This is a genomic window from Streptomyces sp. NPDC020490 (genome assembly GCF_044335305.1).
GTDB lineage: Bacteria > Actinomycetota > Actinomycetes > Streptomycetales > Streptomycetaceae > Streptomyces.
The window spans coordinates 83,017-97,427 of sequence record NZ_JBIRUY010000035.1; the positions used below are offsets into that span (position 1 = coordinate 83,017).

Below are 14,411 nucleotides of genomic sequence, written 5' to 3' on the forward strand. Positions count from 1 at the left end.
CCGCCCCCCCCCCGGGGGGTTTCTGCAAATCCCCCGCCCCTTGGGGGGCCCCCGGGTGGGGGGGGGGGGGGGGGGGGGGGGGGGGGCGCCCCCCCCCCCCCCCCCCCCCCGCGGGGGGCCTCGCCGGCCGGGGGCTACGCCTGCCTGACCCGCAGCGCCCTTGCCAGGTCGTCGAGTTCGTCGGTCAGCCTGCGGCGCAGGGCCGGCACGGGGTCGGCTTCGCGCAGGCATTCCTCGCCGAGGCGGAGGTTCTCGGCGTCGACGGCGTAGGCCGGGAAGGCCCAGCGGCCGGCGGCGACGGCGATGGCGGGGCCGCGGCGGGCGGCCACGGCGACCGCGTCGTCGTAGTAGCGCGGCACGTACGCGCTTACCAGGTCGGCCTGTTCGGGCTGCCAGAAGCCCTGGGCGGTGGCGGTGAACAGGTAGTTGGACAGTTCGTCGCCGGCGAACATGGCCTCCCAGGCGCGCTGTTTGGCCTCGGGGTCGGGCAGCGCGGCCCGGCAGCGGGCGGCGCCCTCCTGGCCGGTGGCGGAGGGGTCGCGCTTCAGTTCGGCGGCGATGGCGGCCTCGTCGACGGCGCCGAGGACGGCGAGCCGGCTCAGGACGCGCCAGCGCAGGTCGGGGTCGAGTTCGGGGCCGCCGGACACGGTGCCCTCGGCGAGCCAGGCGGCGATGGTGTCGGGCTGGGCGGCGACGTCGATGTAGTGGCGTACGGCGATCAGGCGCAGGCCGGGGTTGTCGCCGTCCTCGGTGCGGCGAATGAGGTCGCGGCACAGGGCGGTGAGGGTGGCCAGGGCGGCGGGCCGCTGTTCGGGGGTGACGTAGCGGTCGGCGATCTGGGCGGAGGCGAAGGCGAGGACGCCTTCGGCGAGGGCGAGGTCCGTCTCGTGCGGGAGGTGGGTGCGGGCGGTGTCCAGGTAGGCGCGGGCGGGGAGTTCGCCGTCGCGGACGGCGTCGCGCAGGGCGTTCCAGACGACGGCGCGGGTGAGCGGTTCGGGCAGGCCGGACAGGCAGGTGCGCAGGGTGTCGAAGGATGCCGGGTCGAAGCGGATCTTGGTGTAGGTCAGGTCGCTGTCGTTGAGGACGAGCAGGGCGGGGCGCTTGCCGAGGGGCTGCGGGTCGGTGTGCGGGAGGTCGAGGTCGAGGCGGGCGCGCAGGAGGAGGTGGCGGCCCTCGTCGGCGATGTCCATGTCGTACAGGCCGGCGGCGATGCGGTGGGGGCGGCTGCCGGTGTGCCGGACGGTGAGGGTGCAGGTGCCGTCGGAGGCGGGGGTGACGACGGGGGCGAGGGTGTCGACGCCGGTGGTGCGCAGCCAGGCGTCGGCCCAGGCGTGGACGTCGCGTTCGGTGGCGGAGGCGAGGGAGTCGATGAAGTCGGCGAGGGTGGCGTTGGCGAACTTGTGGCGGGCGAAGTGGGTGTTGATTCCGGTGAGGAAGTCCTTCTCGCCGAGCCAGGTGACGAGTTGGCGCAGCGCGGAGGCGCCCTTGGCGTAGGAGATGCCGTCGAAGTTGAGGAGGGCGGAGGCGGTGTCGTCGACGTGCTCGGGGGCGACGGGGTGGGTGGAGGGGCGCTGGTCGGCGTCGTAGCCCCAGGACTTGCGGTTGACGCCGAAGTCGGTCCAGGTGTCGGTGAAGCGGGTGGCCTCGGTGAGGGTCTGGTAGCCCATGTACTCGGCGAAGGACTCGTTCAGCCAGATGTCGTCCCACCAGCGCAGGGTGACGAGGTCGCCGAACCACATGTGGGCCATCTCGTGGGCGATGACCATGGCGCGGACCTGCCGCTCGGTGTCGGTGACGGCGGAGCGGTAGACGAACTCGTCGCGGAAGGTGACCAGGCCGGGGTTCTCCATGGCGCCGGCGTTGAATTCGGGGACGAACGCCTGGTCGTAGGAGTCGAAGGGGTAGGGCTCCTCGAATTTCTCGTGGTAGCGGTCGAAGCACTGCCGGGTGATCTCGATGAGTTCGTCGGCGTCGGCGTCCAGGTGGGGGGCGAGTGAGCGGCGGCAGTGCAGGCCGAAGGGCAGGCCGCGGTGCTCGGTGCGCACGGAGTGCCAGGGGCCGGCGGCGACGGCGACGAGGTAGGTGGAGATCAGCGGGGTGGGGGCGGCGTGCCAGCGGCCGTCGCCGAGGTGTTCGGTGATGCCGTTGGCGAGGACGGTCCAGTCTTCGGGGGCCTTGACGGTCAGCTCGAAGACGGCTTTGAGGTCGGGCTGGTCGAAGGCGGCGAAGACGCGCTGGACGTCGTCCAGGAACAGCTGGGTGTAGAGGTAGGTCTCGCCGTCGGTGGGGTCGGTGAAGCGGTGCATGCCCTCGCCGGTGCGGGAGTAGCGCATGGCCGCGTCGACGCGCAGTTCGTGCTCGCCGGGGGTGAGGTTCTTCAGGGGCAGCCGGTTGTCGTCGAGGGTTTCCGGGTCGAGGGGCTGCCCGTCGAGGGTGGCGGTGCGCAGTCGGGCCGGCTTGAGCTCGACGAAGGTGTCCGTGGGGTCCTGGCCGTCGCGCACCGTGAAACGGATGGTGGTGCGGGAGTCGAAGGTCTCGTCGCCGGTGGTCAGATCGAGGTCGATCGTGTAGCGGTGGACGTCGAGAAGTGTGGCACGGGTCTGCGCTTCGTCGCGCGTCAGTACGGACATGCAGGACATGCTGCCTGATCACGGGGGCACGGCACAGGGGCGGATCGGTACGCGCCCTATGTCCGGTCCTGCGCCGTGCCGTTTCTCCGGGCACGGCGTGCGGCGCTGCGGGTCTGCGCAGGGCGTCGCGGGTGTGGCGGGGGTGGTCGCGGGGGTCGCCGGGGGTGGCGGGTGGGGCGGGGCGTCGCGGGTGGGGCGGGGCGTCGCGTCGGAGGGGTGCGCGGGCGTCCGGGCGGGCCGGGGCGGGGCGGGCCGGGCGCCCGTGCTGTCGTGTCCCGCTCGGCGCCCGGCGGGGTCAGTCGGTCTGACGGACGGTGGTGCCGTTCACGGCGTCGTCGGCGATGCGCTCGTGGTGGCGGATGACCTCGGCGATGATGAAGTTCAGGAACTTCTCGGCGAACGCCGGGTCGAGTTTGGCGCTCTCGGCGAGGGAGCGCAGGCGCTCGATCTGGCGGGCCTCGCGGGCCGGGTCGGCGGGCGGCAGCTGGTGGGCGGCCTTGAGGTGGCCGACCTGCTGGGTGCACTTGAAGCGCTCGGCGAGCATGTGGACGACGGCGGCGTCGATGTTGTCGATGCTGTCGCGCAGCCGGGCGAGCTCCTCACGGACGGCGGGGTCGACGTCGGCGGCGCCGTTGTTGCTGGTGGTCATGGGCGCTCAGCCTACGTGACCTCGGCGGACCGGCTGTCCGGGTGCCGGTGCGGGGTCCGGCCGGGAACAACCCGCGCGCATCCTGGTGGAGCTCGTAGAGTGGAATCGGGTTCAGGGCGTCTTGGGGGTCGGGCGTGACGAACGACGGACCGGTCGAGCACGGCTACCCGCATCTGGAGACGGTGCGGGCGTCGATCACGGCGCTGTACCGGCGTCTGTCGTGGGACACCGTCCAGACGTTCGCGGGCAGCGTCGCCCCCGCCGACGTGGCGTTCTGCGACACCGACGATCTGTATCTGGGGGCGCAGCGGGTGGCCCGCGAGATGGTGCGGCACTTCCGGTTGCCGGACGCCCGTCTGGTCGTGAGCTTCCGTGAGATGACCCATGCGGCGAACGTGGAACTCGCGGCGGGCCCGGAGTACTTCGTCGAGCTGAACGGCCGCTTCCGTACCCACCGGCGGGACATCGGCGCGGCGCTGGCCCATGAGGTGACGCACGTCTATCTGCACCGTCTGGACCTGTCCTTCCCCAGTACGGCGGAGAACGAGATCCTCACGGACACGGTGGCGGCCTATCTGGGCGCCGGCTGGCTGCTGCTGGACGCGTACCGGGAGGACTCGGTGTCGTCGCAGAAGCTGGGCTATCTCACTCCGGAGGAGTTCGGCTACGTGCTGGCCAAGCGGGCGCTGGTGTTCCATGAGGATCCCTCGGTGTGGTTCACCAGTCCGCAGGCGTACACGGCGTACGTCAGGGGTATGGCCGAGGCCCGGCGGGACGAGCAGCAGCCGCCGTTGACCGGGGCGGGCTGGGCGGGGCGCCGCCGCTACGCCCGCGACCGCCGGCACGCGCCGGGCCCGCAGCCCGGGGTGGGCTATGCCTTCTCCCCCGACGGCGGCGGGCGGCTGCGGGTGTCCTTCCCGTGCCCGACCTGTCAGCAGCGGATCCGGGTGCCGGTGCGGGGGCGGGTGCGGGCGCGGTGTTCGCTGTGCCGGACGGTGCTGGAGTGCGACACGTGAGCGCGGGCGGGAAGCCGACCGGCTGATGATCTGATCGGCCGGCCGGGGCTACGCGCCGTATGCCGTCCCCGGCTGCTGCGCTTCCGCCAGGAGTCTCGGGGCCGTCTCCCCCGCCTCGGCCGGTGCCCAGCGTGCCCCCTTGTCGGCGCTGGGTCCGGGCCGCCGGCCCTCCATGACGGTGATCGGGCCGCCCTCGGCCTCGAAGACCCGGCCGGTCACCCCGGCACTCGCGGCGGAGCCCAGCCAGACGACCCTGGGTCGCGGTGGCGTCCTGGTTCACGGTCGCCGCGTCCAGGAGCGCGGGCCGCTCGCCGCCCCCGTGCACCAGCAGGCTCGCGCCGGTGACGGCCTGCGCGGCGAAGTGGACGGCCTGCTGGGAGGAGCCGCACTGCCGGTCGACGGTCACGCCCGGCACCTCCTCCGGCAGCGCGGCCGCCGGCCGGCAGGTCCGCGCGATGTCCCCGGCCTGCGGCCCGACCGCGTCCAGGCAGCCGAAGACGACGTCCTCCACGGCCGCCGCGTCCACGCCGGAGCGTGTGACGAGTTCGCGCAGCACGTGCGCGCCGAGGTCGGCCGGGTGGACGCCGCTGAGGCCTCCCCCGCGCCGCCCGACGGGCGTGCGGACCGCTTCGACGATGCAGGCCTCGGGCATGGCGTCTCCCTGTGGGTTCACGTGCGTACGTGGATCTACGTGCGTACGGCGATTCCGTCCAGGACCATCGACAGGTACTGCCGGGCGATCTCCTCGGGGCTGTGCTGTCCGCCGGGCCGGTACCAGGAGGCGGCCACCCACACGGTGTCGCGGACGAACCGGTAGGTGAGGCGGACGTCGAGGTCGGCGCGGAAGACCCGGTCGGCGACCCCGCGTTCCAGCGTGGACAGCCACGCCTTCTCGAACTTGCGCTGCGACTCGGCGAGGAAGGCGAACCGCTCCTGCGCGACGAGTTGCCTGGACTCCTTCTGGTAGATCGCGACGGCGGCGCGGTGCCGGTCGATCTCCCGGAACGACTCGGTGACGAGTGCTTCGAGGGTCTCGCGCGGGCCCAGCCGGGCCGCGAGGACGGTGTCGTAGCCGTCCCACAGCTCGTCGAGGAAGGTCCGCAGGATCTCCTCGAGCATCGACTCCTTGGAGTCGAAGTGGTAGTAGAGGCTGCCCGCGAGCATGCCCGCGTGGTCCGCGATCTTGCGTACGGTGGTGGCGTTGTAGCCCTGCTCGGCGAACACCTCGGCGGCGGTGTGCAGGAGTTCGCGGCGGCGCGCCGGGCTTGCGGTCACCTGGGGCTTCTTCTTGGTCGGCACGGGTCCATTGTGGTCTGCCCGGCCGTCAGGGGTGCCGGCTGCTGACGGCGACGACCTCGCCGGTCATGCAGGAGGAGTAGCCGGACGCCAGGAACACGATCACGTCGGCCACCTCCCATGGCTCGGCGTGCCGTCCGAAGGCCTCGCGGTCGGCCAGTTCCCGCAGCAGCTCCGGCGTCGTCACCTTCACCAGGTGGGGGTGCAGGGCGAGGCTCGGGGAGACGGCATTGACCCGCACCCCGTACCGTGCGGCCTCCAGTGCGGCGCACCGGGTCAGCGCCATCACGCCCGCTTCGGCGGCGGCGTAGTGGGCCTGCCCGGTCTGGGCGCGCCAGCCGACGACGGAGGCATTGTCGACGATGACGCCGGCTTTGTGCTCGCGCATCCGGCGCAGCGCGGCCCGGGTGCACCGGAACGTGCCGCCCAGCGTGACGTCCAGCACCCGCTGCTCACCCGGCCGGGCCCGGCCGCCGGGCGGCTGCTGCCCGCGCTCGCCTCCGGCCGGGCGATGGCGACGGTGGCCTGCGACGGGGGGCGCGCTGGACGGCGACGCGGCGACCGTCCGTCTCGCCGTGGACGGCGACGGGCTGCGCCTGGCCCCCGGCCACGGCCCGGTGCGCCGCTCCCTCGGCCCCGCCCGCCGCCTCACCCCGCTGGCGCCCGGCGGCGAGCTCCTCGCCCCCGGCCCGCCCGCCGTGCACGCCCTGTTGTGGGGTCGCCTGGCCACCGCCGCCCAGGCCCTCGGCGTCGGCCTCGCCCTGCTGGACCGGACGGTCGTCCATGTGCGGCGGCGGGTGCAGTTCGGGGTGCCCGTCGGCTCGGTCCAGGCGGTCAGGCACCGGCCGGCCGACGCGCGGACCGCCCTGGAGTTCGCGCGGCCCCTGCTCTTCGGGGCGGCGCTGACGATGACGCCGCGGGACGTCGCCGCGGCGAAGACCGCCGTGTGCGAGGCGGCGTACGCCACCGCCCGCACGGCACTGCAACTGCACGGCGCGATCGGCTGCGCCGCGGAGTACGACCTGTCGCTGTGGCTGACCAAGGCCCGCGCCCTGCGCACCGCGTGGGGCATCCCGCAGGAGTGCCGGGCCGTGGTCGTCGGTGACGGTCGCCGCCGGTGAGTCCGCGCCGGCACTCCTGCACCGTCGGCTTCGCGGCACGCGCGTCCTCGCCGGACACGGCCCGGACAGGACGGGGCCGCGCGGCGCGTCGACGAGCGGCCCGATCCCGCAGGGCATCATGACCGGCGTCACGGGCCGGGCCGACGGTGCGGAGGACAGGACGTCCCGCGGCGCCGGGCCGGCGGGTGCCCGGGACTCGTGAAGGTCACGGAACCGACAGCGGGCGCGGGCCGGGGGCCGGCTGGCCGTACCCTGTGGCCGATGTCCGAAAATCTCACTCAAGGTGCCCGTCTGTGAAACGTGCTGGTTGCCTCCTCTTCGCGGCCGTCCCCGTGGTCGCCACGGCGGCGTTCTACTTCCTCGCGCCCGCGCAGTCCGACGGCGGCACGGACAAGGCCCCGGTCTCCGCCGCGCAGCAGGCCCGGCAGGACGCCAAGGACCGCGCCGAGCGGGAACGGGCCGAGGACGACGAGGTCATCGCCGACCTGCCGCCGGGCCTGGCCGCGCCCGAGAAGAAGGAGCTGGCCCAGAAGCTGGTGGCGAGCGCCGAGAACTCCACGCTGGACTGGCGCAGCGCCTACGGCTACATCGAGGACATCGGCGACGGCCAGGGCTACACGGCCGGCATCGTCGGTTTCTGCTCCGGCACGCACGACATGCTCACCCTCGTCGACCGCTACACCAGGGCCCACCCCGGCAACGGCCTCGCCGGCTACCTGCCCGCCCTGCGGAAGATCGACGGCACCGACTCCCACGAGGGCCTGGACCCCGGCTTCAGCGCGGCCTGGAAGGCGGAGGCGCAGCGCCCCGCCTTCCGTGCGGCGCAGGACGAGGAACGCGACCGCGTCTACTTCGACCCCGCGGTCCGCCTCGCCAAGCTGGACGGCCTGGGCACCCTGGGCCAGTTCGTCTACTACGACGCGATGGTCTTCCACGGCCCCGGCACCGGCCCGAACAGCTTCTACGGGCTGCGCGAGCGTGCGCTGCGGGAGGCGGACACCCCTTCGGAGGGCGGCTCGGAGAAGTCGTACCTGGACGTTTTCCTCGACATCCGCCGCGAGGCCATGAAGGCGAAGAAGGCCACCATCGACACCAGCCGCATCGACAACGCCCAGCGGCAGTTCCTGTACGACGGCAACCTGGCCCTGAAGACGCCGCTGACCTGGCAGGTGTACGGCGAGACGTACCGGGTGCCCTGACCCACGACGTGCGACGGCGCCCGCTCTCGGTCCGGTCGGGGACAAGGGGCGGGCGCCGCCGGTGTGCCGTACGCCGTTGTACGGGACGCTGGGAGGCTCCGTCAGACCATCAGGGCGCGGTCCGTCGGGCGGATCGGGGCCGGCAGGTCGCTGGCGCCGGTCAGGAAGCGGTCGACGCCGCGGGCGGCCGAGCGGCCCTCCGCGATCGCCCACACGATGAGCGACTGGCCGCGGCCGGCGTCACCGGCGACGAACACGCCGGGCACGTTGGTCTGGAAGTCGGCGTCGCGGGCGATGTTGCCGCGCTCGTCGAGCCCCAGGCCGAACTGCTCCACCAGGCCGTTCTCCCGGTCGGTGCCGGTGAAGCCCATGGCGAGGGTGACCAGCTGGGCGGGGATCTTGCGTTCCGTGCCCGGCTTCTGGGTCAGCTTGCCGTCGACGAACTCCACCTCGGTGAGGTGCAGCCACTGGACGTTGCCGTCCTCGTCGCCCTCGAAGTGGGTGGTCGAGACGGAGTAGACCCGCTCGCCGCCCTCCTCGTGCGCCGAGGTGACCTTGTAGAGCATCGGGAAGGTGGGCCACGGCTGGGAGACCGGGTTCCGCTCGTCGTTCGGGCGGGGCATGATCTCCAGCTGCGTCACCGAGGCCGCGCCCTGGCGGTGGGCGGTGCCCACGCAGTCCGCGCCGGTGTCGCCGCCGCCGATGACGACGACGTGCTTGCCCTCGGCCGAGATCGGGGCGGTGACGTAGTCGCCCTCCTGGACCTTGTTGGCCAGCGGCAGGTACTCCATGGCCTGGTAGACGCCCTTCAGCTCGCGGCCGGGGACGGGCAGGTCACGGGCGGTGGTGGCGCCGACGGCCAGGACCACGGCGTCGTACCGCTTCTTCAGATCGGTCGCCTTCAGGTCGCGGCCGATCTCGATGCCGGTGCGGAAGCGGGTGCCCTCCGCGCGCATCTGCTCGATACGGCGGTTGATGTGCCGCTTCTCCATCTTGAACTCGGGGATGCCGTAGCGGAGGAGGCCTCCGATGCGGTCCGCGCGCTCGTAGACGGCGACGGTGTGGCCGGCCCGGGTCAGCTGCTGGGCGGCGGCCAGACCCGCCGGGCCCGAGCCGACGACCGCGACCGTCTTGCCGGACAGGCGCTCCGGGATCTGCGGGGCGACGTCCCCGGTCTCCCACGCCTTGTCGATGATCGAGACCTCGACGTTCTTGATGGTGACCGGCGCCTGGTTGATGCCGAGCACGCACGCCGACTCGCACGGAGCCGGGCACAGGCGGCCGGTGAACTCCGGGAAGTTGTTCGTCGCGTGCAGGCGCTCCTGCGCGGCCGACCAGTCCTCGCGGTAGGCGTAGTCGTTCCACTCGGGGATCAGGTTCCCCAGCGGACAGCCGTTGTGGCAGAACGGGATGCCGCAGTCCATGCACCGGCTGGCCTGCTTGCTGATGATCGGCAGCAGGGAGCCGGGGACGTAGACCTCGTTCCAGTCCTTGACGCGCTCGCCGACGGGGCGGGTCTTGGCGACCTCACGGCCGTGGTTCAGAAAGCCCTTCGGGTCAGCCATTGATCGCCGCCTCCATCATCTTCTCGGTGACCTCGGTCTCGGACAGACCGGCTCGCTCGGCGGCGTCCTTGGCGGCGAGCACTGCCTTGTACGTGCGGGGGATGATCTTGCTGAAGCGGTCCACGGCCGAGTCCCAGTCGGCGAGCAGCTTCTCGGCGACCGTGGAGCCCGTCTCCTGCTGGTGCCGGCGCACCGCTTCGTGCAGCCACTGCTTGTCGGCGTCGTCCAGCGCCTCGACCGCGTCGAGGTTGCCGGCGTTGACGTTGTCCCGGTCGAGGTCGATCACGTAGGCGACACCGCCGGACATGCCGGCCGCGAAGTTGCGGCCCGTCGGGCCGAGGACGACCGCGCGACCGCCGGTCATGTACTCGCAGCCGTGGTCGCCCACGCCCTCGGAGACGACCGTCGCGCCGGAGTTGCGGACGCAGAACCGCTCGCCGGTGCGGCCGCGCAGGAACAGCTCGCCGCCGGTCGCGCCGTAGGCGATGGTGTTGCCCGCGATGGTGGAGTACTCGGCCAGGTGGTCGGCGCCCCGGTCCGGGCGGACGACGACGCGGCCACCGGACAGGCCCTTGCCGACGTAGTCGTTGGCGTCGCCCTCCAGGCGCAGCGTGACGCCGCGCGGCAGGAAGGCGCCGAAGGACTGGCCCGCCGAGCCGGTGAAGGTGATGTCGACGGTGTCGTCGGGCAGTCCCGCCCCGCCGAACTTCTTCGTCACCTCGTGGCCGAGCATCGTGCCGACCGTGCGGTTGATGTTGCGGATCGCGACCTGGGCGCGCACCGGCTGTGCCTCGGTCGCCGAGTCGGCGGCCAGGGCGTCGGCGGCGAGCTTGATCAGCTCGTTGTCGAGCGCCTTCTCCAGGCCGTGGTCCTGGGCGATCACCTGGTGGCGCGCGGCGCCCTCGGCGAGCGCGGGCACGTGGAACAGCGGCTCCAGGTTCAGGCCCTGGGCCTTCCAGTGGTCGACCGCGCGGGTCACGTCGAGCGCCTCGGCGTGGCCGACGGCCTCCTCGATGGAGCGGAAGCCCAGCTCGGCCAGCAGTTCGCGGACCTCCTCGGCGATGAACTGGAAGAAGTTCACCACGTACTCGGCCTTGCCGGAGAAGCGGTCGCGCAGGAGCGGGTTCTGCGTGGCGATGCCGACCGGGCAGGTGTCCAGGTGGCAGACGCGCATCATGACGCAGCCGGAGACGACGAGCGGCGCGGTCGCGAAACCGAACTCCTCGGCGCCGAGCAGCGCGGCGATGACGACGTCGCGGCCGGTCTTGAGCTGGCCGTCGGTCTGTACGACGATGCGGTCGCGCAGGCCGTTGAGCAGCAGGGTCTGCTGGGTCTCGGCGAGGCCGAGCTCCCAGGGGCCGCCCGCGTGCTTCAGCGACGTCAGCGGCGAGGCGCCGGTGCCGCCGTCGTGGCCGGAGATGAGGACCACGTCCGCGTGTGCCTTGGACACACCGGCCGCGACCGTGCCGACGCCGACCTCGGAGACCAGCTTGACGTGGATCCGCGCCCGCGGGTTGGCGTTCTTCAGGTCGTGGATCAGCTGGGCCAGGTCTTCGATGGAGTAGATGTCGTGGTGCGGCGGCGGGGAGATCAGGCCCACGCCCGGCGTCGAGTGACGCGTCCTGGCGACCCACGGGTAGACCTTGTGGCCGGGCAGCTGGCCGCCCTCGCCGGGCTTGGCGCCCTGCGCCATCTTGATCTGGATGTCGTCCGCGTTGACCAGGTACTCGCTGGTCACGCCGAAGCGGCCGGAGGCGACCTGCTTGATGGACGAGCGGCGCGCCGGGTCGTACAGGCGCTCCGGGTCCTCGCCGCCCTCACCGGTGTTGGACTTGCCGCCCAGCTGGTTCATGGCGATGGCGAGGGTCTCGTGCGCCTCCTGGGAGATGGAGCCGTACGACATGGCGCCGGTGGAGAAGCGCTTGACGATCTCGGAGACCGGCTCGACCTCGTCGAGGGGGACCGGCTGCCGGCCGGACTTGAAGCCGAACAGGCCGCGCAGCGTCATCAGGCGCTCGGACTGCTCGTTCACCCGGGCCGTGTACTTCTTGAAGACGTCGTAGCGGCCGGTGCGGGTGGAGTGCTGGAGGCGGAAGACCGTCTCCGGGTCGAACAGGTGCGGCTCGCCCTCGCGGCGCCACTGGTACTCGCCGCCGATCTCCAGCGCGCGGTGCGCCGGGGCGATGCCGGAGGCCGGGTACGCCTTGGCGTGGCGGGCGGCGACCTCCTTGGCGATGACGTCGATGCCGACGCCGCCGATCTTGGTGGCGGTGCCGTTGAAGTACTTCTCGACGAAGGCCTCGTCGAGGCCGACGGCCTCGAAGACCTGGGCGCCGCGGTAGGAGGCGACGGTCGAGATGCCCATCTTGGACATGACCTTCAGCACGCCCTTGCCGAGGGCGTAGATGAGGTTGCGGATGGCCTTCTCGGACTCGATGCCGGGCAGGAAGGTGCCCGCGCGGACCAGGTCCTCGACGGACTCCATCGCCAGGTACGGGTTGACGGCGGCGGCGCCGTAGCCGATGAGCAGGGCGACGTGGTGGACCTCGCGGACGTCGCCGGCCTCGACCAGCAGGCCCACCTGGGTGCGCTGCTTGGTGCGGATGAGGTGGTGGTGGACGGCCGCGGTCAGCAGCAGCGACGGGATCGGCGCGTGCTCGGCGTCCGAGTGGCGGTCCGACAGGACGATCAGGCGGGCGCCGTTGCCGATGGCGGTGTCGGCCTCGGCGCAGATCTCGTCGATGCGCGCGGCGAGGGCGTCACCGCCGCCGGAGACCCGGTACAGGCCGGAGAGGGTCGCGGCCTTGAAGCCGGGCATGTCTCCGTCGGCGTTGATGTGGATGAGCTTGGCCAGCTCGTCGTTGTCGATCACCGGGAAGGGCAGGGTGACCGTGCGGCAGGAGGCGGCCGTCGGCTCCAGCAGGTTGCCCTCCGGGCCGAGCGAGGAACGCAGGGAGGTGACGAGCTCCTCGCGGATCGCGTCCAGCGGCGGGTTGGTGACCTGCGCGAACAGCTGGGTGAAGTAGTCGAACAGCAGCCGCGGGCGCTCGGAGAGGGCCGCGATCGGGCTGTCGGTGCCCATCGAGCCGATCGGCTCGGCGCCGGCCTTGGCCATCGGCGCCAGGATGACCCGCAACTCCTCCTCGGTGTAGCCGAAGGTCTGCTGGCGGCGGGTGACGGAGGCGTGCGTGTGCACGATGTGCTCGCGCTCGGGCAGGTCGCCCAGCTCGATCTCGCCGGCCTCCAGCCAGTCGGCGTAGGGCTGCTCGGCGGCGAGGGCGGCCTTGATCTCGTCGTCCTCGATGATGCGGTGCTCGGCGGTGTCCACCAGGAACATGCGGCCGGGCTGCAGGCGGCCCTTGCGGACGACCTTCGCGGGGTCGATGTCGAGGACGCCGACCTCGGAGGCGAGGACGACGAGGCCGTCGTCGGTGACCCAGTAGCGGCCGGGGCGCAGGCCGTTGCGGTCGAGCACGGCGCCGACCTGGACGCCGTCGGTGAAGGTGACGGTGGCGGGGCCGTCCCAGGGCTCCATCAGCGTGGAGTGGAACTGGTAGAAGGCGCGCCGGGCCGGGTCCATGGAGTCGTGGTTCTCCCACGCCTCCGGGATCATCATCAGCACCGCGTGCGGAAGCGAACGGCCGCCGAGGTGCAGCAGTTCGAGCACCTCGTCGAAGGACGCGGAGTCGGAGGCGTCGGGGGTGCAGACCGGGAAGGTCCGCGCCAGCTTGTCCTGCGGGCCGAACAGGTCGGAGGCCAGCTGCGACTCGCGGGCGCGCATCCAGTTGCGGTTGCCCTTGACGGTGTTGATCTCACCGTTGTGCGCGACGAAGCGGTAGGGGTGCGCGAGCGGCCAGCTCGGGAAGGTGTTGGTGGAGAACCGGGAGTGCACGAGCGCGATCGCGGAGGCGAAACGGCGGTCGGACAGGTCCGGGAAGAAGGGCTCGAGCTGGCCGGTGGTCAGCATGCCCTTGTAGACGATCGTCCGCGCGGACAGCGACGGGAAGTAGACACCGACCTCGCGCTCGGCGCGCTTGCGCAGCACGAAGGCCTTGCGGTCGAGTTCGATGCCCGTCGACTGTCCGTCGGCCACGAAGATCTGGCGGAAGACGGGCATCGTCGAGCGGGCGGTGGCGCCGAGCAGTTCGGGGGCGACGGGGACCTCGCGCCAGCCGAGGACCGTCAGTCCCTCCTCGGCGGCGATCGTCTCGATGCGTGAGACGGCGCCCTCGGTGCCGTCCTGCGGCAGGAAGGCGATGCCGACTGCGAAGGCACCGGCCTCGGGCAGCTCGAATCCGGCCACCTCGCGGAAGAAGGCGTCGGGCACCTGCGCGAGGATTCCGGCGCCGTCGCCGGAGTCGGGCTCGGAGCCGGTGGCACCGCGGTGCTCCAGGTTGCGCAGGACGGTCAGGCCCTGCTCGACCAGCGTGTGCGACGCCTCGCCGGTGAGGGTGGCGACGAAACCGACGCCACAGGCGTCGTGTTCGTTGCGGGGGTCGTACATACCCTGCGCAGCAGGGCGAGCATCCATGAACGACCAGTTCTGGCCATTCGCGGAATGCTGGGACGGCTGGCGCGGCGTACGCATCGGCTCTCCCGTCGTCGTCTCAAGTGGCATGCAGATTGCCGAGGGACGACGTTGGCCCTCTGCTTGTGCAAAATTTCGTGCAGGTTACATGATGGAGCGGTTGTCGGGAACCGGATACTCCGTTCCAACATGCGGACGCCGCGTGGCCGCGGTGGGGTACCGCGCCTGGCGGCGGAAACTATGGGGACCCGAGCGGACAGATCCGTGCCCGTCGGCCCGATGGCGGAGGGAGCGTCGTCGCCCACGCCGCGGGTGCGCGACAGGCGTCGTTGCCCGCAGCGCTTACGGCTCATGCCCGGTGGTCGAACAGTCGAAACCAGCGAGTAACGGCTACTTATGCGGCCCAA

General features: G+C 72.2%; 7 protein-coding genes and 4 pseudogenes. 3 read left to right on the top strand and 8 right to left on the bottom strand.

The genetic code is table 11. The annotated features are described in order from the left end of the window. Nucleotides 1–134: 134 nt before the first annotated feature. Both pepN and ACH4ZX_RS30755 read right to left on the bottom strand, forming a co-directional pair. Nucleotides 135–2,630, bottom strand: a complete 2,496-nt coding sequence (gene pepN / locus ACH4ZX_RS30750; RefSeq protein WP_398279821.1) for an aminopeptidase N — start codon at nucleotides 2,628–2,630, stop codon at nucleotides 135–137. A 295-nt stretch (nucleotides 2,631–2,925) separates the two neighbouring features. Beyond that, nucleotides 2,926–3,279: a chorismate mutase gene (locus tag ACH4ZX_RS30755; RefSeq protein ID WP_398279824.1), complete on the bottom strand. Its 354-nt coding sequence runs from the start codon at nucleotides 3,277–3,279 to the stop codon at nucleotides 2,926–2,928. Nucleotides 3,280–3,413: 134 nt separating this feature from the next. Between ACH4ZX_RS30755 and ACH4ZX_RS30760 the strand changes: the two genes are divergently transcribed. Further along, a complete protein-coding gene (locus ACH4ZX_RS30760) occupies nucleotides 3,414–4,295 on the top strand; it encodes a hypothetical protein (RefSeq protein ID WP_398279827.1) in 882 nt (293 codons plus the stop codon). A gap of 48 nt (nucleotides 4,296–4,343) precedes the next feature. Here ACH4ZX_RS30760 and ACH4ZX_RS30765 read toward each other — a convergent pair. The 4 genes and pseudogenes from ACH4ZX_RS30765 to ACH4ZX_RS30780 all read right to left on the bottom strand — a co-directional run. Then, nucleotides 4,344–4,553, bottom strand: a pseudogene (locus tag ACH4ZX_RS30765) (short-chain dehydrogenase); the annotation flags it as partial. An 81-nt stretch (nucleotides 4,554–4,634) separates the two neighbouring features. Further along, nucleotides 4,635–4,947, bottom strand: a pseudogene (locus ACH4ZX_RS30770) (acetyl-CoA C-acetyltransferase); the annotation flags it as partial. A 35-nt stretch (nucleotides 4,948–4,982) separates the two neighbouring features. Next, complete coding sequence (locus ACH4ZX_RS30775) at nucleotides 4,983–5,594, bottom strand: TetR/AcrR family transcriptional regulator (protein WP_360744762.1); 612 nt, start codon at nucleotides 5,592–5,594, stop codon at nucleotides 4,983–4,985. Between the two features lie 25 nt (nucleotides 5,595–5,619). Further along, nucleotides 5,620–6,039: pseudogene (locus ACH4ZX_RS30780) on the bottom strand (SDR family oxidoreductase); the annotation flags it as partial. Nucleotides 6,040–6,042: 3 nt separating this feature from the next. Between ACH4ZX_RS30780 and ACH4ZX_RS30785 the strand changes: the two are divergent. Next, nucleotides 6,043–6,712 (top strand): annotated as a pseudogene (locus ACH4ZX_RS30785) (acyl-CoA dehydrogenase family protein); the annotation flags it as partial. 293 nt (nucleotides 6,713–7,005) lie between these two features. Further along, complete coding sequence (locus tag ACH4ZX_RS30790) at nucleotides 7,006–7,911, top strand: chitosanase (protein WP_398279830.1); 906 nt, start codon at nucleotides 7,006–7,008, stop codon at nucleotides 7,909–7,911. Between the two features lie 101 nt (nucleotides 7,912–8,012). On the opposite strand, the gene ACH4ZX_RS30795 is transcribed toward ACH4ZX_RS30790, so the two are convergent. Both ACH4ZX_RS30795 and gltB read right to left on the bottom strand, forming a co-directional pair. After that, on the bottom strand, nucleotides 8,013–9,476 hold the full coding sequence (locus tag ACH4ZX_RS30795) for a glutamate synthase subunit beta (protein ID WP_398279833.1): 1,464 nt from the start codon (nucleotides 9,474–9,476) through the stop codon (nucleotides 8,013–8,015). Then, nucleotides 9,469–13,980, bottom strand: coding sequence for a glutamate synthase large subunit (gltB, locus tag ACH4ZX_RS30800; protein WP_398279836.1), 4,512 nt, complete (start codon nucleotides 13,978–13,980; stop codon nucleotides 9,469–9,471). The genes ACH4ZX_RS30795 and gltB overlap by 8 nt, the downstream gene beginning before the upstream one ends. Between the last annotated feature and the right edge of the window lie 431 nt (nucleotides 13,981–14,411).